Here is an 18,811-nt window from a genome sequence, read left to right on the forward strand (position 1 = left end):
CCGGCCCCGTGCGGCCGCGGGTGCTACGCCGACTCGACCATCCCCGCCGTCAGCGTCGCCCCGTCCGCCGGGTCGACCAGAAGGAACGCCCCGGTGCGCCGCACGGCCGCGTAGTCGTCCAGGGCCAACGGCTCGGCCGTGCGCAGCACAACCCGGCCGAGGTCGTTCGTGGTCAGCTCGGGGAAGCCGCCGAGGTCTTTGACGACGGCCTTGACGGTTCGGGTCGTGTGCCGGACCAGCACGCGGTCGCCCACCCGCAGCGGCCGCTCCGCGAGGTGGCAGACGGCGGCGCGGACGTCCTGTGTGAGGACCGGCGCGTCAGTCGCACCGGCCGTGATCATGTCCCCTCGGGAGATGTCCCGCTGGTCCGCCAGCCGGACACTGATCGACTGCGGGGCGTACGCGGCCTCCGCCGTCTCACCCAGGACGTCGATCCCCGTGATCTCGGAGGTCTCGCCCGACGGATGGACCGTCACCCGGTCACCCACCCGCAGCGCCCCCGACACCAACTGCCCGGCGTAGTACCGGACTTCTTCGTGCCGGATCACGTACTGCACGGGGAAGCGGGCCGGTGCGTCCGCGGCCTCCACCCCCACCGGCACGGTCTCCAGGAACTCCAGCAGCGCGGGCCCGTCGTACCAGTCCATGTGCCCGGACCGCTCGACGACGTTGTCACCGACCAGCGCCGAGACGGGGATCGACGTGAAGCCGGGCAGCCCCAGCTCGTCCGCGTGCCGCGCGAAGTCCTCGACGATCCGCCGGAACTCCTTCTCCTCGTACCCGACGAGGTCCATCTTGTTGACCGCGAGGACCACGTGCGGCACGCGCAGCAGCGCCGCGACGGCCGCGTGGCGGAGCGTCTGCTCGACGACCCCGTTGCGCGCGTCGACCAGGACGATCGCCAGCTCGGCGGTGGAGGCACCCGTCACCATGTTGCGGGTGTACTGCACATGCCCGGGGGTGTCGGCGAGGATGAACCGCCGCCGGGCCGTGGCGAAGTAGCGGTACGCCACGTCGATGGTGATGCCCTGCTCCCGCTCGGCCCGCAGACCGTCGGTCAGCAGCGCGAGATCCGGGGCCTCCTGCCCACGGCCGGCGGAGACCCGCTCGACCGCCTCCCACTGGTCCGCGAGGACCGACTTGGAGTCGTGCAGCAGCCGCCCGACGAGCGTGGACTTGCCGTCGTCGACCGACCCGGCGGTGGCGAAGCGAAGGGTGTCGATGGTCGTCGTGCTCATGCTTAGAAGTACCCCTCGCGTTTACGGTCTTCCATCGCGGCCTCGGACATCCTGTCGTCGGCGCGCGTCGCACCCCGCTCGGTCAGCCGGGAGGCCGCGATCTCGGCGATCACGGCGTCCAGCGTGGTCGCGTCCGAATCCACGGCACCCGTGCAGGACATGTCACCGACCGTCCGGTACCGCACCTGCCGCTTCTCGGCCGTCTCGTATCCGCGCGGCCCGCCCCACTCACCGGCGGTCAGCCACATTCCGCCCCGCAGGAAGACCTCGCGGTGGTGGGCGAAGTAGATCTCCGGCAGCTCGATGCCCTCCCGGGCGATGTACTGCCAGACGTCCAGCTCGGTCCAGTTGGAGAGCGGGAAGACACGCACATGCTCCCCAGGAGCGTGCCGCCCGTTGTACAGCTGCCACAGCTCCGGCCGCTGCCGCCGCGGATCCCACTGCGAGAACTCGTCCCGCAGCGAGAACACCCGCTCCTTGGCGCGCGCCTTCTCCTCGTCGCGGCGGCCGCCACCGAAGACGGCGTCGAAGCGCTCGCTCTGGATCTTCTCGGTCAACGGCACGGTCTGGAGGGGGTTCCGGGTCCCGTCGGGGCGTTCGCGCAGCACACCCCGGTCGATGTAGTCCTGCACCGAGGCGACATGCAACCGAAGCCCATGCGCGGCCACCGTACGGTCGCGGTACTCCAGCACCTCCGGGAAGTTGTGCCCGGTGTCCACGTGCAGCAGCGAGAACGGCACCGGCGCGGGCGCGAACGCCTTCAGCGCCAGGTGCAGCATGACGATGGAGTCCTTGCCGCCGGAGAAGAGGATCACCGGCCGCTCGAACTCACCCGCCACCTCGCGGAGGATGTGGACGGCCTCGGACTCCAGCGCGTCCAGGTGGGACAGGGTGTGGACGGTCATACGAGACCTCGGTCCGCCAGCAGCGCGTACACGGACGCGGCCGATTCGTCGGGCGTCTGGTCCTGCGTCGGGAGCACGAGCGCGGGGTCGGTCGGCGGCTCGTACGGGTCGTCGACACCGGTCAGGCCCTTGAGCTGGCCGGCGGCCTGACGGGCGTACAGACCCTTCACGTCGCGCTGGCTGCACACCTCGACGGGGGTGGCGACATGCACCTCGACGTACGGGGTGCCGCTCACGTCGTGGCGCTTGCGGACGGCCTCGCGGCTGTCGGCGTACGGCGCGATGACGGGGACGATGGACAGCACGCCGTTGCGGGCGAGGACCTCGGCGACCAGACCGATGCGCTGGACGTTGGTGTTGCGGTCCTCGCGGGAGAAGCCGAGGCCGGCGGAGAGGAAGCGGCGGATCTCGTCACCGTCGAGGACCTCCACTCGGTGCCCCTCGGACCGCAGCCGGCCGGCGAGGACGCGGGCGATCGTGGTCTTGCCCGCGCTCGGCAGGCCGGTGAGCCAGACCGTGGCTCCCTGAGCCCTGGACGAGGTGGTCATGCGTGTGTTCCTTTCGCGGCGCCGGCGGCGGTGCCGTGCCGTTGTTCGTGGAGGGAGGTGAAGAGGGATTCCCAGCGGTGATGGACGGCGTCCGGGCCGTACGAGGCGGCCGTGAGGACCGCGGCCACGCCCATGTCGGCGCGCAGCACCTCGTCGGCCATCAGCTTGGCCATGGCGTCGGCGAGCGCGTCCGGGTCCTCGGGTGCGACGAGGAGCCCGTCGACGCCGTGCGTCAGCACGTCGGCGGGGCCGGTCGGGCAGTCGAAGCTCACCACGGGAAGGGCGTGGCTCATCGCCTCGATCATCACCATCGGCAGTCCTTCGAAGCGTGAGCTGAGCACGTAGAAGGAGGCCTTGGCGAGTTCGTCGTCCAAGCGGTCGGTGTGTCCCATGAGGAAGACGTGATTGTAGAGATGGTGTTCTTCGATCAGGTTGCGAAGTTCCGACTTCTTCTCGCCGCTGCCGTAAATTCTCAGCTTCCAGTCGGGGTACGCCTCGACGAGCTTCGCCCAGGCCGGGATCAGCAGGTCGAAGCCCTTCTGCGGGAAGAGCCGGCCGGCCGCCACCGCGATCTTCGACGTGGGGGTGGCGGGGACCTGGTCGAGGGAGTGCACGGCGTTGGGGATGCGGATGACCCGGGTGCCGGGGAGGAGTTCGGCGTACTCGTCGCGGTCGCGCTCGGTGAGCACGGCGACCGTGGCGAAGCGCGGGTACGTCTCCTGGATGCGCTGCCGCACGTCCCGCTTGTGGGTGCCGAGGTTCATGTGCTCCTGGGCGACCCGGACGACACCGCTGGTGGCGTGCTCGGCGGAGAGGAAGTTCAGGGCGGGCCGGGTGGTCACCAGGATGCCGTCGGTCAGCGACCGCAGGTACGCGATGAGCAGGTCCTCGACGTACCGGTTGAAGTAGCGGTAGCCGAACTCGCCCTTCGGGATGTGCCGGGCGGGCGCGTCCAGCAGCTCGCCGCGCCTGCGGTCGCGCCAGCGGGCGACCAGGCCGGACGGCGGGGTGTAGGCGTCCTCGCGCAGGTCGACGACCGTGGAGACCGTCACCCGGGGGTCGAGGGGGAACTGGATGTCGTCGCGGCGGCGCACCGCGCTGACGATCTCCACGTTCCAGCCCGCCGCCACGAGGGAGTTGGCCTGGTTCATCACCGTGCGGATGGTGCCGCCCCGGCCGTACGCGTGCAGCAGCAGATACCGGACGCGGGGGCGTTGGGGGAGCGGACGGCGGTCGGTCATGCGGAGCCTCCCGTGCGGCACTCCAGAGACAGGTTGTCCTTGATCGTGTAGTAGGGGCGCACGCCGAGGTCCCCGATGCGCTGCTCCGGATACACGAAGATCTTCTTCTTGCCGCGCACGTCGTCGAGGTGCTTCCCGGCGCGCAGTTCCGCCTCACCGTCGGTGAGGTGGACGTCCCACTCCTCGACGGGCGCGTAGTCGGTGGCGGCGAGGTCGCCGACGGGCAGTTCGCTCTCGAAGCGGTCGCCCTTGACGTCGGCGGCGTAGCGCAGCCGGCGGTCGGCGTGGGCGCGGCGGGTGAGGACCAGCTGCCAGGTCCCGTCCGCGGGGACCCCGTGGATGCGTCCGACGAGTCTTATGTGCCCGTCACGCGGCCAGACCTCGGCTATCTCGGCGTGCGGCTTCACTCGCTGTAGCCCCACGCCTGACACATCGGCCGGAGGATCTCCGGGATGTCGTCCTCGGTGGGGAGCGCGCGCCCGGCCTGCACCTGACCGGTCTTGATCTTGTCGCGCCAGTCGCCGAGACCCTTGACGACCTGGGCGTCGGCCTTCCTGCCGTAGTCGAGCATGGCCGGCTCGAAGTCGACGTCGAGGAACAGGCAGAGCCGCCGCATCTCCTTCTCGGGGTCGGCGGTGATGTCCTCGTAGCGCACGGTGTGGCCCGTGAGTCCCTCGCGGGCCCGGTCGACGGCCTTCATGTAGCGCAGCGCGTCGGCCGCGGCCTCGTCGTAGGTGCGCTTGTCGGGGTCGCCCTCGTGCCACGACTGGGCGATGGAGACCGGGTGACGCAGGAGGAAGACGAAGCGGGCGTCGGGCCAGCAGTCCCGGATGCGCTCGTACACGAAGGCGTTGCTCGGGGTCTTCTCGACGACGAAGTCCTTGCCCGACTTCACCAGTTCCCGGTGCATGACCCGGTCCCACAGCAGATGCTCCAGGTCACCGCGCTCCAGGTCGAGGGTGCTCATCGCCTTCTGCGACAACTTGCTGCCGTAGCCGACCTCCAGCCGGCGTATGTGCAGTTCGTGCGGGGAGTGCAGCCGCGAGTGCGCGTTCATCAGCATCCGCAGCAGCGTGGAGCCGGAGCGCACGGGAGACATGATGAAGACCGGCTGCCTCAGCAACCGGTCCGTGGCGAGGTCCTCGGGAGCCGGACATCGGTACACCGCCGTGGGCCTCTTCGCGGCCGGCTTGGGTGCCGCGGCCTTGGGCGCGGCGGGTGCGGCCGGGGCGGCCTTGCGTACTTGCAGACCGGTGGTGGCGGTGAGTGCCCGGTTCAGGTTGCGCATGAGACTCATGCGTCAGGATGGTAAGTAAGGATTCTGAGAAGATTGAAGTAGAACCCTGAGCGTTCCCTTAGTGAACGTGATTGTTACGTATCGTTAAGTTTCATTGGTGATCACCCCGGCGAACGCCGCCCCCGCGTCCCGCAGGCGCGCGTGCAGCGCCCGGAACACGGCCGCCGAGCGGACGCCCGGCCAGTCCGCCGGCAGCAGCGCGGCGGGCAGCCCGGGGTCTGCGTACGGCAGATGGCGCCAGGAGTCCAGGGCCAGCAGATAGTCGCGGTACGCCGCCTCCGGCGGGGTGTCGGCGCGGTGCTCCCAGCCGTGCAGCACCGGCCCGTGCCGGTCGAGGAACGCCTCGTGCTGCTTGGCGATCCCGGCCAGGTCCCACCAGCGGGCCACCGCCTCGGCGGTCGCCGCGAACCCCAGGTGCTCGCCCCGGAACAGGTCCACGTACGGGTCGAGCCGCAGCCGGGTCAGGGTGTGCCGGGTCTCCTCGTACAGGCGGGCCGGCGCGATCCACACGCCCGGGGCGGCCGTGCCGAAGCCGAGTCCGGCCAGCCGGGAACGCAGCACATGCCGCTTCTGCCGCTCCGACTCCGGCACGGAGAACACGGCCAGTACCCAGCCCTCGTCCTGCTCCGGTGCCGTCGCGTAGATCCGCCGGTCGCCGTCCTCGAGCAGCTGCCGCGCGTCCTGCGACAGCGCGTACCCGGCCGCCCCCGCCGCCGTGCGGGCCGGAAGCAGCAGTCCGCGCCGCTTCAGCCGGGACACCGAGGAGCGGACGGAGGGCGCGTCGACACCGACCGCGGCGAGCAGCCGGATCAGCTCGGAGACGGGCACGGGACCCGGCACCGAACGGCCGTACGCGCCGTAGAAGGTGACGATGAGCGAACGTGGTGCGTGCTGTTCGGACACGTTGATCATTTTAGGTCTTCGGCATCACTGCTGGTCACCTAGGGTGCGCAGTCGGAACCGCTGGAGTTTGCCGGTCGCCGTGCGCGGCAGCGCGTCCAGGAACACGATTTCCCTCGGACACTTGTACGGTGCCAGCTCCGACTTGAGGAACGCGCGGAGCATGTCGCCGTCCCGGGCGACTCCCGCCCCGACGACCACATACGCGACGACGACCTGCCCGCGTGCCTCGTCCGGCCGCCCCACCACGGCCGCCTCCACCACGTCCGGATGGCGCAGCAGGGCCTCCTCGACCTCGGGGCCCGCGATGTTGTAACCGGCCGAAATGATCATGTCGTCGGCGCGCGCGACATAGCGGAAGTACCCGTCCGGCTCGCGGACATACGTGTCACCCGTGACATTCCAGCCGCCCCGTACGTACTCCCGCTGCCGCTCGTCCGCCAGATAACGGCATCCCACCGGCCCCCGTACGGCGAGCAGCCCCTGCTCCCCGTCGGGCACCGGCACTCCGTCGGCGTCCTGCACGCGCGCCTGCCACCCCGGTACGGGCACCCCCGTCGTCCCCGGCCGGATGGACTCGTCGGCCGCGGCGATGAAGATGTGCAGCAGCTCGGTCGCGCCGATGCCGTTGATGATCCGCAGCCCGGTCCGCTCGTGCCAGGCCCGCCAGGTGGCCTCGGGCAGGTTCTCGCCCGCCGACACACACCGCCGGAGCGACGAGATGTCGTACCCGTCCGCCCCGTTCAGTTCGCCCAGCATCGACCGGTACGCCGTCGGCGCGGTGAACAGCACCGACACCCCGTGCTCCGCGACCGCAGGGAGCAACTGCCTGGGGCCCGCCTGTTCGAGCAGCAGGGCGCTGGCCCCGGCCCGCATCGGGAAGACGACGAGCCCGCCGAGGCCGAAGGTGAAGCCGAGCGGGGGAGACCCGGCGAACACGTCGTCCGCCCGGGGGCGCAGCACATGCTTCGAAAAGGTGTCCGCGACCGCCAGCACGTCCCGGTGGAAGTGCAGACACCCCTTCGGCCGCCCGGTCGTGCCGGACGTGAACGCGATCAGCGCCACGTCGTCGGCCGCCGTGGCGACCGCCTCGTACGGCTCCCGCGCCCCGTTCGCCGACGGCAGGCCGAGCAGGTCGTCGGGCCCGTCCCCGCCGTACGTGGTGATCCGGAGCCCCGGGACGTCCGCCTTCGTGAGGTCGTCCACGGACCGTATGTCGCACAGCGCGTGCGACACCCGCGCCAGCTCACAGACCGTCGCCAGTTCGTACGGCCGTTGCTGCGCGAGCACCGTCACCGCGACCGCCCCCGCCTTGAGCACCGCCAGCCAGCACGCGGCCAGCCAGGGCGTGGTGGGCCCGCGCAGCAGGACCCGGTTGCCGGGGACGACGCCGAGCGTGGACGTCAGAGCGTGGGCGATCCGGTCGACACGGGCGCGGAGTTCGCCGTACGTCCAGGTGTCCCCGGCGGGGGTGCGGAAGACGGGCCGGCCGGGGTCGCCGCCGTCGAGCAGTTCGGCGGCGGCGTTGAGGCGGTCCGGGTAGCGCAGCTCGGGGAGGTCGAAGGACAGCTCGGGCCACTGGTCCGGAGGTGGGAGACGGTCCCGGGCGAAGGTGTCGATATGGGCGGTGACCCTGGAATTCATGACGTTCGCCCCCTGCTGTGGTCCCTGCCGAAGTGGGCTCGCATGTCGTGGTGGGCTCGCATCAGCGAGCGTATCGCCTTGGTGACGGCAGTCAACAGTTCGCGATAGCCTCGGCAGTGGCCCCCTGAGGGAGAAGGGACCGGCAATGACCGCATTCTCGCTCGAACCGGCACAACTCGCCTGGCGTGCCGAACTGCGCACCCTGGCCGCCGAACGCCTGCGCCCCCTCGCCGACAAGGGCGAGCCCGGCCACGTCAACCGCCCCCTCGTCGCCGAACTGGGCCGACTGGGCCTGCTCTCCCGGCTGTTCACCTCGGGCGCGCTCGACCTCTGTCTGATGCGCGAGTCACTGGCGTACGCCTGCACGGAGGCCGAGACGGCACTGGCCCTCCAGGGGCTGGGCGCCCACCCGGTCCACGCCCACGGCACCGAGGCCCAGCGGGCCCGCTGGCTCACCCGGGTGAGTGACGGCGACGCGGTCGCGGCCTTCGCGCTCAGCGAGCCGGGGGCGGGCTCGGACGCGGCGGCCCTGTCCCTGCGCGCGGAGCCCGACGGCGCCGGACGCTGGCGCCTGACCGGCGAGAAGTGCTGGATCTCCAACGCTCCCGAGGCCGACCTCTACACCGTCTTCGCCCGCACCACCGCCGACGCGGGCGCCCGTGGCGTGACCGCGTTCCTGGTCCCGGCCGACCGCCCCGGCCTCACCGGCACCGCGCTCGACATGCTCTCCCCGCACCCCATCGGCGCCCTCGACTTCGACGCCGTACCCGTCACGGCCGACGACGTCCTCGGTGAACCCGACCGCGGCTTCCGTGTCGCCATGGCCACCCTCAATCTCTTCCGCCCGAGCGTCGGCGCCTTCGCGGTCGGCATGGCGGAGGCCGCACTGGACGCCACCCTCGCGCACACCGACCGACGGCAGGCGTTCGGCGGCAGGTTGAGGGACCTTCAGACGGTCGCCCACCAGGTCGCCGAGATGGCGATGCGCACGGAGGCGGCCCGGCTCATGGTCTACGCGGCGGCGACGGCGTACGACTCCGGCGAACCGGACGTACCCCGGCGGGCCGCGATGGCCAAGCTGCTGGCCACGGAGACCGCGCAGTACGTCGTCGACGCCGCCGTACAACTGCACGGGGCGCGGGCGCTGCTCCGCGGCCATCTGCTCGAACACCTCTACCGGGAGGTGCGGGCGCCGCGCATCTACGAGGGGGCGAGCGAGGTGCAACGGACGGTCATCGCCAAGGAGTTGTACAAGCGGACCGGGTCGGAGGAGAGGTCCTCGTGAGCGCCGAGCGGGTGAACCCGGCCGAGCTGTCACCGCCCACCGGCTTCTCGCACGCCGTGGTCGCCACCGGGACCCGGGTCGTGTTCCTGGCGGGCCAGACCGCGCTCGACGCGGACGGCAAGGTCGTGGGGGAGACGCTGGAGGAGCAGTTCGAGCGGGCGCTCGGCAATCTGCTCACCGCGCTGGAGGCCGCCGGCGGCACACCGGCCGACCTCGCCCGTGTCACGGTCTACGCGACGGATGTCGCCGACTATCGGGTCCGCGCCCCTCAACTGGGCCGCGTCTGGCGGAGGTTGGCGGGCCGGGACTATCCCGCGATGGCGGTGATCGGCGTCGTACGGCTCTGGGACGAGCGGGCTCTGGTGGAGCTTGACGGCTTCGCGGTCCTGCCGTAGCCGCACTCGAAGGTGGTGCAGGAAGGTCGTGCAGGAGGTCCGTACAGGAGGTCTGTACAGGAGGGCCGGGTCAGGCCGCGGTGGTCAGTTCGCCGAAGACGGGGCGGTGCGGGGCGATCACGCTGCCGTCGGGGAGCAGTTCACCGGTGTCGTCGAAGACGATCGCCCCGTTGCACAGCAGGTTCCAGCCCTGCTCCGGGTGGAAGGCGACGATGTGCGCGGCGTCGCGGTCCGTGCTGTCGATCGAGGGACACAGGGGCTGATGGGAACACATGGCGCGCCTCCACGTCTTTGTGAGTGCCGGCGGCGAGTCACCGCCTCGCACTACAGACGATGCCCGTGCCCGGAACTCATCGCCAGACCGTTCCGTGAGACGTGACAGCACCCGGACGTGCTGTGACAGGACGCGGACATAACCCCGGGCGGCACGAAGGCGGCCCCGGTGGCGTGTGCTCACCGGGGCCGTCTTCCCCTTGCCAGGGCCTCTTACTTGAGCAGGTGCACGCGCTGGGTCGTCAGGTCGTAGCGGGCGCCGACGACGGCCACCTCGTCCGCCTTCAGCTTGGCGGCGATGTCGGAGTCGGCAGTGAGCTTGGAGCGGACGAGCCGGACGTTCGCGTCGATGGTCGCGGCGATCCGGGCGTCGCCGTCCACGCTGTGGTCGATGGCCGGAGCGATCTCGTCGGCGATGTACTGGATGTGGCTCGGCAGCTCCTCACCGGTCTGGTCCGCCGCGACGGCGGCCTTCACGGCTCCGCAGGACTGGTGACCGAGCACCATGACCAGCGGGATGTCCAGTTCGAGGACACCGTACTTGACGCTGCCGAACACCGACTCGTCCAGCACCTCGCCCGCGCTGCGCACGGTCATGAGGTCGCCCAGGCCCTGGTCGAAGACCAGCTCCGGGGGGACGCGGGAGTCGATGCAGCCGAGGATGAGGGCGAAGGGCTCCTGACCGGTCGTCAGGGCCTTGCGGAGGGCGGCGTCCTCGTCCGGGTGCCGCTGGTGGAAGGTCCGCCAGCGGCGGTTGCCCTTCGACAGCTCCGTCAGCGCCTCTTCGGGCGTGCTCGGCCGCGTGCGGGTGGCGGCGGAGAGCGAGGGGGTGGCGCGGGTCTTGCTGGAGACGGGCTCGGCGTCGGCGGGGAAGGCGCCGATGGCGAGGCCGCCACCGAGGACCGCGGAGCCGGCCAGCGCGGCGCGCAGGAGCGAGCGCCGGCCGCGTGTCTTCGCGTGGGATATCGGGGCGTCGGCGGAGTCGGTCGCCTCGGCGCCGTCGCCTCTGTTGGATGTTGCGTCAGAGTTCACGGGCAGGAACGTACGTCCGAGCTAAACGCTCAAACCTTCAAGTTGCGGAATCATGGACGAGCGTTGATCAATCATGGCCGTCCCTTGAATCGTTCTTGGCCACTTGACGGAGGGTTTTTGGTCAGACGGTCTCTCGTTGTTCGCTTACGGGTTGGGAGCGCCGTCGCCGTCCGGTCGAGGCGACGGCCGCTGTCCAGGAACGCCGGAGCGTGCCTCACCCGCCCGTGCACTCCCGCGTACTCATGCCAGGTGCGCGAAGACCACCAGGTTCTCCGTGTAGTCCTTGGCCGCGCGGTCGTAGTCGCCCGCACAGGTGATCAGCCGGACCTCGGGTCTCGGTGCGTCGGCGTACACCCGCTCGTCGGGGAAGTCGTCCTTCTCGAACGTCTCCATGGCGTCGACCACGAAGGTCGCCCTGCTGCGGTCGGCGCGTACGACGTGGAAGACGTCCCCTTTCTCCAGTTCGCTGAGCTCCGCGAAGACGGCCGGCGAGGTCGCCGTGTCGACGTGCCCGGCGATGATCGAGGTGCCCCGCTCCCCGGGGGCGGCGCCCTCGGCGTGCCAGCCGACGAGGTTGACGTCGCCGGCGGGCGGGGCTTCGAGCTGCCCGGAGCGGTCGACGGCGAGGGGGATGAACGGGGCGCTCACCCGGATCTTCGGGATGAGCAGACGGATCGGCCTGGACCGGGGCTGACGCCGCTCCTCCGGGCGTTCGGTGGGGGCGGCCGACTCGGGAGTGAGAGTGGCCTGCGGGGCGTGCCGGGCGTTCGGCGGAGGGGAGGCGTCGGACGAGGAGTCCTCGCCGCCGAACTGACTCACCGCCAGGAGCAGGAGGGCCACGGCGCACAACACGGTCAGGTTGACGCGGGTGCCATGGCGGGTCGGCACCGGATCGGTGCCGGGGGGAGAAGAGTGGGCTGCCATCGGACACCACCTCACTAGGCACGGCAGCTGGACGGACGGACGGACGGCCGGATGGCCGGGCGGACGGGCGGACGGGCGGACGGGCGGAGGGCGGGCGGAAAGCCGGCCGGGCCGCCACACGACACAGGGTGTGGCGGCCGCGGCTGCTATCGCGTCAGGTATGCCGCCTGGCATGGCTCAGGCCATGCTTCCGGCGGCCTTCTTGCGCCGTAGGGCGTACATGCCCGTACCCGCCACCGCGAGGACGGCCATGCCGCCCGCGGTCACCGTCGGCGAGGCGAGCCCGCCGCCACCGGTGTGCACACCGCCGTGGGGCTTGTCGTGGTCGCCCTTCCACGACTCCTTGTCGCTCTTGTCCTTCCAGGACTCCTTGCCACCTTCGCTGTTCCAGGACTCCTTCGTGGGCTCGGCCTCCTTGTAGCCGTCCGAGTGCTTGGCGGACCGCTCGGAGTCCCACTCCGCCTCGTTCTTCAGCGAGGTCAGCGCACCGCCACCCGTGTGAACACCGCCGTGCGGTCCGTCGTGCCTGCTGTCCTTGTCGTGCTCCTTGCTGTAGCCGTTGTCCTCGTGGTGCCACTTGTCACCGTCGGCGTAGGCGCCTGGTGCGGTGATGGCGAGGACGGCGGTGGCCGCCGCCGTAGCCAGAAGCATGCGAGCAGAACGCATCTGATGGTCCTTCCGCCACAACCGGGCAGCTGATGCTTCGTCAGCTGACCTGACCCGGCTCCGACGTGATCCACCGTCAGCCGGATCCCGCGCCGCCACCACTCGGGGCGCTCAGCCGGGTGAACGGAGGCCGGACGGGCCCGCTCTCCGGCTCCCCCCGGGGCTCGGCTTCACTCGACCGGGCGTGGGCGGCCGTGGAGATCGGACGCGCGGTCGCGACGGATACCGAGGCGCTCACCGGGATGGTCCACGCGTCCGGTGCCTACCGGTCCGGTGCCCACCGGGCGCATGGGGGCCACCCGGACGGCGATCACCTCGCGGATCTCGGCCGCGACACACCACTCGTACGTCTCCGCGTCGGCGCGGCCGGTCCTCAGGTCGGCGCGGGCGCGCCTGCCCGGTGGACAGGTACCGCCATGTCGCGCGAACCGGGGCCTCGACAGCCGTGAGGGACGGAGCGGGGACCGGTGGCCGAGGACGCGGGGTGCGGCCCTGTCAGTCGCCCCGGAACGCCCGCAGGATGCGCTCGGCGGCCAGCGTCGCCGTCAACTCGCCGTCCCTGACCTGTTGTTCGAGGCCGGGCGCGAGGGACCGTACGCCGGGATGGGTGTGCAGCCGGCCGAGGAGTTCGTCGCGGACCATGGACCAGGTCCAGTCGACCTGCTGGTCGCGGCGCTTGGCGGCGAGGCGGCCGGTGGAGTCGAGGAGGGTGCGGTGCTGTTCCAGGCGCTCCCAGACGGTGTCGAGGCCGGTGGCCTCGCGGGCGCTGCAACTCAGCACCGGCGGTGTCCAGACCGGGTCCTTACCGTGCATCAGCCGCAGGGCGCCCGCGAGTTCACGGGCCGCTGTGCGGGCGTCGCGTTCGTGGGGGCCGTCCGCCTTGTTGACGGCCAGGACGTCGGCCAGTTCCAGGACGCCCTTCTTGATGCCCTGCAACTGGTCGCCGGTGCGGGCGAGGGTGAGGAGGAGGAAGGAGTCGACCATGTTGGCGACGGCGGTCTCGGACTGGCCGACGCCGACCGTTTCGACCAGCACGACGTCGTAGCCGGCCGCCTCCATCACCACGATCGACTCGCGGGTGGCCTTGGCGACCCCGCCGAGCGTGCCGGCCGTGGGGGAGGGCCGTACGAAGGCCGCCGGGTCGACGGCCAGGCGCTCCATACGGGTCTTGTCGCCGAGGATCGAGCCGCCCGTACGGCTCGACGACGGGTCCACCGCCAGCACCGCCACCCGGTGCCCGAGCGAGGTCAGCATCGTGCCGAACGCGTCGATGAACGTCGACTTGCCGACGCCCGGCACCCCGCTCACCCCGATCCGCCGGGCCCGGCCGCTGTGCGGCAGCAGCGCGCTCAGCAACTCCTGGGCCTGGGCACGGTGTTGGGGCCGGGTGGACTCGACGAGGGTGATGGCGCGCGCGATGATCGCCCGCTTCCCGTCGAGCACACCCTTCACATAGGCGTCGACATCGATCACAGGCCGTGCCCGAGATCGTCCGACAGCCGCTTCACCAGGTCATGCGCCGCGTCCGGAATCACCGTCCCGGGCGGGAACACGGCCGCCGCGCCCATCTCCAGGAGCGTGGACACGTCCTGCGGCGGGATCACCCCGCCGACCACGATCATGATGTCCCCGCGCCCCTCCTCGGCCAGCTGCTCCTTCAGCGCCGGTACGAGGGTGAGATGCCCGGCGGCCAGCGAGGAGACCCCCACGATGTGCACGTCCGCCTCGACGGCCTGACGGGCCACCTCGGCCGGGGTCTGGAACAGCGGGCCGACGTCCACGTCGAAGCCGAGGTCGGCGAAGGCGGTCGCGATCACCTTCTGGCCCCGGTCGTGGCCGTCCTGGCCCATCTTGGCGACCAGGATGCGCGGTCGGCGGCCCTCGGCCTCCTGGAAGGCGTCGACCAGCCCACGGGTGCGGTCCACGGACGGGGACTCGCCTGCTTCGTTGCGGTACACGCCGGAGATCGTACGGATCTGGCTCGCGTGCCGGCCGTACACCTTCTCCAGGGCGTCGGAGATCTCCCCGACGGTCGCCTTGGCGCGGGCCGCGCGCACGGCCAGCTCCAGCAGGTTGCCCTCGCCCCCGGCGGCCCGGGTGAGGGCGTCCAGCGAGTCCTGACACGCCTGCTCGTCGCGCTCCGCGCGCAGTCGGCGCAGCTTCTCGATCTGCTGGGTGCGCACAGAGGAGTTGTCGACCTTGAGGACGTCGATCTGCTCGTCCGTCTCCACGCGGTACTTGTTGACGCCGATGACCGGCTGCCGCCCGGAGTCGATACGGGCCTGGGTGCGGGCCGCCGCCTCCTCCACGCGCAGCTTGGGGATGCCGGCGTCGATGGCCTGCGCCATGCCGCCCGCCCGCTCGACCTCCTGGATGTGCTGCCAGGCGCGGCGGGCGAGGTCGTACGTCAGCTTCTCGACGTAGGCGCTGCCGCCCCACGGGTCGATGACCCGGGTCGTGCCGGACTCCTGCTGGATGAGGAGCTGGGTGTTGCGGGCGATGCGCGCGGAGAAGTCGGTGGGCAGGGCGAGCGCCTCGTCGAGGGCGTTGGTGTGCAGCGACTGGGTGTGGCCCTGGGTCGCCGCCATCGCCTCCACGCACGTACGCGTCACGTTGTTGAAGACGTCCTGCGCGGTCAGCGACCAGCCCGAGGTCTGCGAATGGGTGCGCAGGGAGAGGGACTTGGAGTTCTGCGGGTCGAACTGCCTGACCAGCTTCGCCCACAGCAGGCGGGCCGCCCGCAGTTTGGCGACCTCCATGAAGAAGTTCATGCCGATCGCCCAGAAGAAGGAGAGCCGGGGCGCGAACGCGTCCACGTCGAGGCCCGCCTCACGGCCCGCGCGGATGTACTCCACGCCGTCCGCGAGCGTGTACGCCAGCTCCAGATCGGCCGTCGCGCCGGCCTCCTGGATGTGATAGCCGGAGATCGAGATGGAGTTGTAGCGGGGCATGCGCTGCGAGGTGAAGGCGAAGATGTCGGAGATGATCCGCATCGACGGCTTCGGCGGATAGATGTAGGTGTTGCGGACCATGAACTCCTTGAGGATGTCGTTCTGGATGGTCCCCGCCAGCTTTTCCGCCGGCACACCCTGCTCCTCGGCCGCCACGATGTACAGCGCGAGCACGGGCAGCACGGCGCCGTTCATCGTCATCGACACGGTCATCCGGTCCAGCGGGATGCCGTCGAAGAGCTGCCGCATGTCGAGAATCGAGTCGATGGCCACGCCCGCCATGCCGACGTCACCGGTCACGCGCGGGTGGTCGCTGTCGTAACCGCGGTGCGTGGGCAGGTCGAAGGCGACGGACAGGCCCTTCTGGCCGGCCGCCAGGTTCCGCCGGTAGAAGGCGTTCGACTCCTCGGCCGTGGAGAAGCCCGCGTACTGGCGGATCGTCCAGGGCTGGTTGACGTACATCGTCGGGTACGGGCCGCGCAGATACGGAGCGATGCCCGGATAGGTGCCGAGGAAGTCCAGGCCCTCCAGGTCCTGCCCGGTGTACAGCGGTTTGACCGGGATGCCCTCCGGGGTCTCCCACAGCGGACCGTCACCGCCGGCCGCGTCCTTGACCGCCGTACGCCACTCGTCGGGGCCGCCGTCGACGGACGGGGAACCCAGCTCGATGCCGGAGAAGTCGGGGATTCCCATCAGGACACTCCCATGCGGTCGAGGGCGGCGGACAGGACGGCCACGGCGTCGCAGCCAGCGAAGACATACGCGTCCACATCGGCGTACTGCGCGGGCCGACCGGCGAGGAACACATGCGAGGCGCCGGCTGCCTTGAGCTCGGTGGTCACGGTCGCGGCCTGCTCCTCGTAGAGGGCGTCGCTGGAGCACAGGCACACTTCCGAGGCGCCGCTCTCCTCGAACGTGCCCTCGGTGACGGGTTCGATGCCGCCCGTCTGGAAGAGGTTGGCGGCGAAGGTCGTACGGGCCGTGTGGGCGGCTGCGGGACCGAGGCCGGCCAGGTAGACGCGGGGCCGGGAGCCCGTCGCGGCGAGGTGGGCGTCGGAGCGGGCGCGCAACGCCTCGTAGGCCTCGTCGCGGCTGACGCGGGGGAGGCCGCCGGAGGGCGGCTCGGGTGCGGGCTCGCGGACGACCGGCTTCTCGGCCAGGTGCGGGAACTCGCTGACGCCGGTGACGGGTTCGCGCCGCTTGGCGAGCTTGCCGGCGCGTGCCTCCCAGGTGGCGGCGAGATCCCGGCCGATGCTTCCCGAACGCAACGCGGCCGACTGGCCGCCCAGTTGCTCGATCCGCTGGAAGAACTCCCATCCCGCGCGGGCGAGTTCGTCCGTGAGCCGCTCCACGTACCAGGAGCCGCCCGCCGGGTCGATCACCCGGGCGAGGTGGGACTCCTCGATGAGGATCGTCGAGGTGTTGCGGGCGATGCGCCGGGCGAACGCGTCCGGCAGCCCGAGCGTGTGGTCGAAGGGCAGCACGGTGACGGAGTCGGCGCCGCCCGCGCCGGCGGCCAGCGTGGCGATGGTCGTGCGCAGCATGTTCACCCACGGGTCGCGGCGCGTCATCATCACCGGAGAGGTCACCGCGTGCTGTGTCTGCGCCCCGGCTGCGGGCACCCCGCACACCTCGGCCACCCGGGCCCAGAGCCGGCGCGCGGCCCGCAGCTTGGCGATCGTCAGGAACTGGTCGGCGGTCGCCGCGTACCGGAACTCCAGCTGCCCACAGGCCTCTTCGACGCCGAGTCCGGCCTCGGTCAGCTCCCGCAGATAGGCGACGCCGGTCGCGAGCGAGGCACCCAGCTCCTGCGCGGCCGAGCCGCCGGCCTCGTGATACGGCAGCGCGTCCACGGTCAGCGCCCGCAGCCCCGGGTACTCCTCGGCGCACAGCCGCGCCAGTTCGGCCACGGGAGCGAAGGCGTACGTCTGTCCGGTGCGGGCCTCGTGGCCGAGCGGATCCGCGCCGAGGTTGCCGAGCGCGGCCTCCTTGGCGACGCCCCGCTCCGCGTACAGCCGCAGCAGCTCCCGCGCGGCGGGCTCGGCCTCGGCGCCCGCGTCCAGGACGACCGGCGCGAGATCGAGGTGGACGCCGTCGAGGACCCGGCCGAGCGACGACACCGGCAGGCCGGCCTCGCCGAGCACCAGCCACAGGGAGGTGACGCCGTTCTCCAGGTCCGCGAGCACGGCGGCGCCGTCCGCCGCCGTGTGCCGCTGGCGTACGTCCCAGCCGCCGGCGGTGTTGCCCGCGGCCCGGCCTCCTCGTACGAAGGGCGCGAAGCCGGGGAAGCCGGAAGGGGGCGCGGTGTCGTGCGCGGTGTAGAGGGGACGGGTGCGCAGCCCGTCCTCCAGCGCGGTGGACAGGGCTTCCTCGGCCTGAGCACCCTCGACGTCCTTGCCCGATTTGCGCAGCACGCCCGCAACTAGGCGCTGCCACTGCTCGTGGGTCGCGTCAGGGAACTCGGCGGCCAGCTCAAGCCCGTCGTCAGGCAGGACCGTCATGCTCGGATGCTAGGCCAGATGCACAAAGGAGCAGCAGAGGGCACGGCTGTGACCTTGCCCTCTCCGGTGTGACCTTGAAGGGGGGCGGGTCACGTACTAGGGCCGGCTGAACACGGTGGGACTCCGCGTCGTACTTCGTGCCACGCGGCCCGCGAGCCCCCGACGGCACAGTCGCCGGGCCGACCGAGGACAGGAGCAGCCACCATGGCCGAGAAGTACTTCACGGTGTCCGACATGAGCTGCGGCCACTGCGCCGCGAGCGTCACCGAAGAGGTCATCGCGGTGCCCGGCGTCACCGAGGTCGATGTCGACGTACGGGCCGGCCTGGTGACCGTACGCGGGGAGACGGTCGATGACGCGGCCGTGCGTGCGGCGATCCTGGCGGCGGGCTACGAGGTCGCGGACGTCGTGCGGCAGGCGGCGGCCTGAGCCGGCGGACATCCCGCCCGTCCTCCTCCCGGCCCTCGCACCGGCCGCCGTCACCGGCCTCACGAAGACCGCCACCGGCCTGGTCGTCGTAGGCCCCCTCACCGTCCGCTGGACCGGACCCCTCACCCGTCGCCCACCGCCCGCGACTCCGCAGTCCCCCGCTGCGGCGCCCGAGCCCGCCGCAGCCGTCCACGCGAACGCCTGAGGAGGCCGTGCAGGCGTACGTCCGACATCCCGCCGATCAATGCGCGAACGTCGGAGCACGACGGGGAGACCGTCGAACGCGCCCTACACGGGGGCCAGTTGGCGGTCGGCGTGCGGCGAGTTGCTTGCTCGTCGCCGGGGGAGTCCTGTCCGGCACCGCCGCCCACACCGACTCGGCCCGGACCGCCGGGATGCCGTGAGAGTCACCGTCGGCCGCAGGCGATGCCGTGCCCCTTCGCCGGTGATCATCACAGGACCGTCACCGGTAGGCTGTGAATCGCCGCGGCACCCTCACCCCCTCCATACGACAGCGGTTGAGCCCTGCCCGAGCGGCGAGCCCTGACTTGCGGCGGACGATTCGTCACGGAACTTGAGGAA

18 protein-coding genes are annotated in these 18,811 nt (G+C 71.3%); 3 read left to right on the top strand and 15 right to left on the bottom strand.

Annotated features, from left to right (window positions below):
- Window positions 1-23: 23 nt before the first annotated feature.
- From JIX55_RS37465 to JIX55_RS37500, 8 genes are all read right to left on the bottom strand, one after another.
- A complete protein-coding gene (locus JIX55_RS37465; protein WP_257567650.1) occupies window positions 24-1,238 on the bottom strand; it encodes a sulfate adenylyltransferase subunit 1 in 1,215 nt (404 codons plus the stop codon).
- Between the two features lie 2 nt (window positions 1,239-1,240).
- Complete coding sequence (gene cysD, locus JIX55_RS37470; protein ID WP_257567651.1) at window positions 1,241-2,143, bottom strand: sulfate adenylyltransferase subunit CysD; 903 nt, start codon at window positions 2,141-2,143, stop codon at window positions 1,241-1,243.
- On the bottom strand, window positions 2,140-2,691 hold the full coding sequence (gene cysC, locus JIX55_RS37475; protein WP_257567653.1) for an adenylyl-sulfate kinase: 552 nt from the start codon (window positions 2,689-2,691) through the stop codon (window positions 2,140-2,142). The genes cysD and cysC overlap by 4 nt, the downstream gene beginning before the upstream one ends.
- A complete protein-coding gene (locus tag JIX55_RS37480; protein ID WP_257567654.1) occupies window positions 2,688-3,932 on the bottom strand; it encodes a glycosyltransferase family 4 protein in 1,245 nt (414 codons plus the stop codon). Before JIX55_RS37480 ends, cysC begins: the two co-directional genes overlap by 4 nt.
- Window positions 3,929-4,354 (bottom strand): hypothetical protein, encoded by a 426-nt coding sequence (locus JIX55_RS37485; protein ID WP_257567655.1) that lies wholly within the window; start codon window positions 4,352-4,354, stop codon window positions 3,929-3,931. Before JIX55_RS37485 ends, JIX55_RS37480 begins: the two co-directional genes overlap by 4 nt.
- Entirely contained in the window at window positions 4,336-5,229 is an 894-nt protein-coding gene (locus tag JIX55_RS37490; RefSeq protein ID WP_257567656.1) for a sulfotransferase family protein, read from the bottom strand. The genes JIX55_RS37485 and JIX55_RS37490 overlap by 19 nt, the downstream gene beginning before the upstream one ends.
- A gap of 84 nt (window positions 5,230-5,313) precedes the next feature.
- Complete coding sequence (locus JIX55_RS37495) at window positions 5,314-6,141, bottom strand: PaaX family transcriptional regulator (RefSeq protein WP_257567658.1); 828 nt, start codon at window positions 6,139-6,141, stop codon at window positions 5,314-5,316.
- Between the two features lie 15 nt (window positions 6,142-6,156).
- Window positions 6,157-7,773: an AMP-binding protein gene (locus JIX55_RS37500; RefSeq protein ID WP_257567659.1), complete on the bottom strand. Its 1,617-nt coding sequence runs from the start codon at window positions 7,771-7,773 to the stop codon at window positions 6,157-6,159.
- A gap of 145 nt (window positions 7,774-7,918) precedes the next feature.
- On the opposite strand from JIX55_RS37500, the gene JIX55_RS37505 reads away from it, so the two are divergent.
- Both JIX55_RS37505 and JIX55_RS37510 read left to right on the top strand, forming a co-directional pair.
- On the top strand, window positions 7,919-9,058 hold the full coding sequence (locus tag JIX55_RS37505; RefSeq protein WP_257567660.1) for an acyl-CoA dehydrogenase family protein: 1,140 nt from the start codon (window positions 7,919-7,921) through the stop codon (window positions 9,056-9,058).
- The gene (locus JIX55_RS37510; protein WP_257567661.1) at window positions 9,055-9,453 is read left to right on the top strand and encodes a RidA family protein; all 399 of its coding nucleotides are present in this window, start codon (window positions 9,055-9,057) and stop codon (window positions 9,451-9,453) included. The genes JIX55_RS37505 and JIX55_RS37510 overlap by 4 nt, the downstream gene beginning before the upstream one ends.
- Before the next feature lie 70 nt (window positions 9,454-9,523).
- Here JIX55_RS37510 and JIX55_RS37515 read toward each other — a convergent pair whose 3' ends face one another.
- The 7 genes from JIX55_RS37515 to JIX55_RS37545 all read right to left on the bottom strand — a co-directional run bounded on the left by JIX55_RS37515 (window position 9,524) and on the right by JIX55_RS37545 (window position 17,800).
- On the bottom strand, window positions 9,524-9,727 hold the full coding sequence (locus JIX55_RS37515; RefSeq protein WP_257567662.1) for a DUF5999 family protein: 204 nt from the start codon (window positions 9,725-9,727) through the stop codon (window positions 9,524-9,526).
- A 212-nt stretch (window positions 9,728-9,939) separates the two neighbouring features.
- Complete coding sequence (locus JIX55_RS37520) at window positions 9,940-10,758, bottom strand: carbonic anhydrase (RefSeq protein WP_257567663.1); 819 nt, start codon at window positions 10,756-10,758, stop codon at window positions 9,940-9,942.
- Between the two features lie 240 nt (window positions 10,759-10,998).
- Window positions 10,999-11,682 (bottom strand): class F sortase, encoded by a 684-nt coding sequence (locus JIX55_RS37525; protein ID WP_257567664.1) that lies wholly within the window; start codon window positions 11,680-11,682, stop codon window positions 10,999-11,001.
- Between the two features lie 177 nt (window positions 11,683-11,859).
- The gene (locus tag JIX55_RS37530; protein ID WP_257567665.1) at window positions 11,860-12,348 is read right to left on the bottom strand and encodes a hypothetical protein; all 489 of its coding nucleotides are present in this window, start codon (window positions 12,346-12,348) and stop codon (window positions 11,860-11,862) included.
- A gap of 495 nt (window positions 12,349-12,843) precedes the next feature.
- Window positions 12,844-13,821, bottom strand: a complete 978-nt coding sequence (gene meaB, locus JIX55_RS37535; protein WP_257567666.1) for a methylmalonyl Co-A mutase-associated GTPase MeaB — start codon at window positions 13,819-13,821, stop codon at window positions 12,844-12,846.
- The gene (gene scpA, locus JIX55_RS37540) at window positions 13,818-15,992 is read right to left on the bottom strand and encodes a methylmalonyl-CoA mutase (RefSeq protein WP_257567667.1); all 2,175 of its coding nucleotides are present in this window, start codon (window positions 15,990-15,992) and stop codon (window positions 13,818-13,820) included. Before scpA ends, meaB begins: the two co-directional genes overlap by 4 nt.
- Window positions 15,992-17,800 (bottom strand): methylmalonyl-CoA mutase subunit beta, encoded by a 1,809-nt coding sequence (locus JIX55_RS37545; RefSeq protein WP_257567668.1) that lies wholly within the window; start codon window positions 17,798-17,800, stop codon window positions 15,992-15,994. Before JIX55_RS37545 ends, scpA begins: the two co-directional genes overlap by 1 nt.
- Before the next feature lie 204 nt (window positions 17,801-18,004).
- On the opposite strand from JIX55_RS37545, the gene JIX55_RS37550 reads away from it, so the two are divergent.
- Window positions 18,005-18,229, top strand: coding sequence for a heavy-metal-associated domain-containing protein (locus JIX55_RS37550; protein ID WP_257567669.1), 225 nt, complete (start codon window positions 18,005-18,007; stop codon window positions 18,227-18,229).
- Window positions 18,230-18,811: the final 582 nt, after the last annotated feature.

Source organism: Streptomyces sp. DSM 40750, from assembly GCF_024612035.1.
Lineage (GTDB): Bacteria > Actinomycetota > Actinomycetes > Streptomycetales > Streptomycetaceae > Streptomyces.

Coding starts and splice junctions, on each gene's coding strand:
- JIX55_RS37530 (WP_257567665.1), bottom strand. CDS start 12,348: ATGCGTTCTGCTCGCATGCTTCTGGCTACGGCGGCGGCCACCGCCGTC.
- JIX55_RS37500 (WP_257567659.1), bottom strand. CDS start 7,773: ATGAATTCCAGGGTCACCGCCCATATCGACACCTTCGCCCGGGACCGT.
- JIX55_RS37515 (WP_257567662.1), bottom strand. CDS start 9,727: ATGTGTTCCCATCAGCCCCTGTGTCCCTCGATCGACAGCACGGACCGC.
- JIX55_RS37545 (WP_257567668.1), bottom strand. CDS start 17,800: ATGACGGTCCTGCCTGACGACGGGCTTGAGCTGGCCGCCGAGTTCCCT.
- JIX55_RS37525 (WP_257567664.1), bottom strand. CDS start 11,682: ATGGCAGCCCACTCTTCTCCCCCCGGCACCGATCCGGTGCCGACCCGC.
- cysC (WP_257567653.1), bottom strand. CDS start 2,691: ATGACCACCTCGTCCAGGGCTCAGGGAGCCACGGTCTGGCTCACCGGC.
- JIX55_RS37550 (WP_257567669.1), top strand. CDS start 18,005: ATGGCCGAGAAGTACTTCACGGTGTCCGACATGAGCTGCGGCCACTGC.
- scpA (WP_257567667.1), bottom strand. CDS start 15,992: ATGGGAATCCCCGACTTCTCCGGCATCGAGCTGGGTTCCCCGTCCGTC.
- JIX55_RS37490 (WP_257567656.1), bottom strand. CDS start 5,229: ATGAGTCTCATGCGCAACCTGAACCGGGCACTCACCGCCACCACCGGT.
- JIX55_RS37495 (WP_257567658.1), bottom strand. CDS start 6,141: ATGATCAACGTGTCCGAACAGCACGCACCACGTTCGCTCATCGTCACC.
- cysD (WP_257567651.1), bottom strand. CDS start 2,143: ATGACCGTCCACACCCTGTCCCACCTGGACGCGCTGGAGTCCGAGGCC.
- JIX55_RS37505 (WP_257567660.1), top strand. CDS start 7,919: ATGACCGCATTCTCGCTCGAACCGGCACAACTCGCCTGGCGTGCCGAA.
- JIX55_RS37480 (WP_257567654.1), bottom strand. CDS start 3,932: ATGACCGACCGCCGTCCGCTCCCCCAACGCCCCCGCGTCCGGTATCTG.
- JIX55_RS37465 (WP_257567650.1), bottom strand. CDS start 1,238: ATGAGCACGACGACCATCGACACCCTTCGCTTCGCCACCGCCGGGTCG.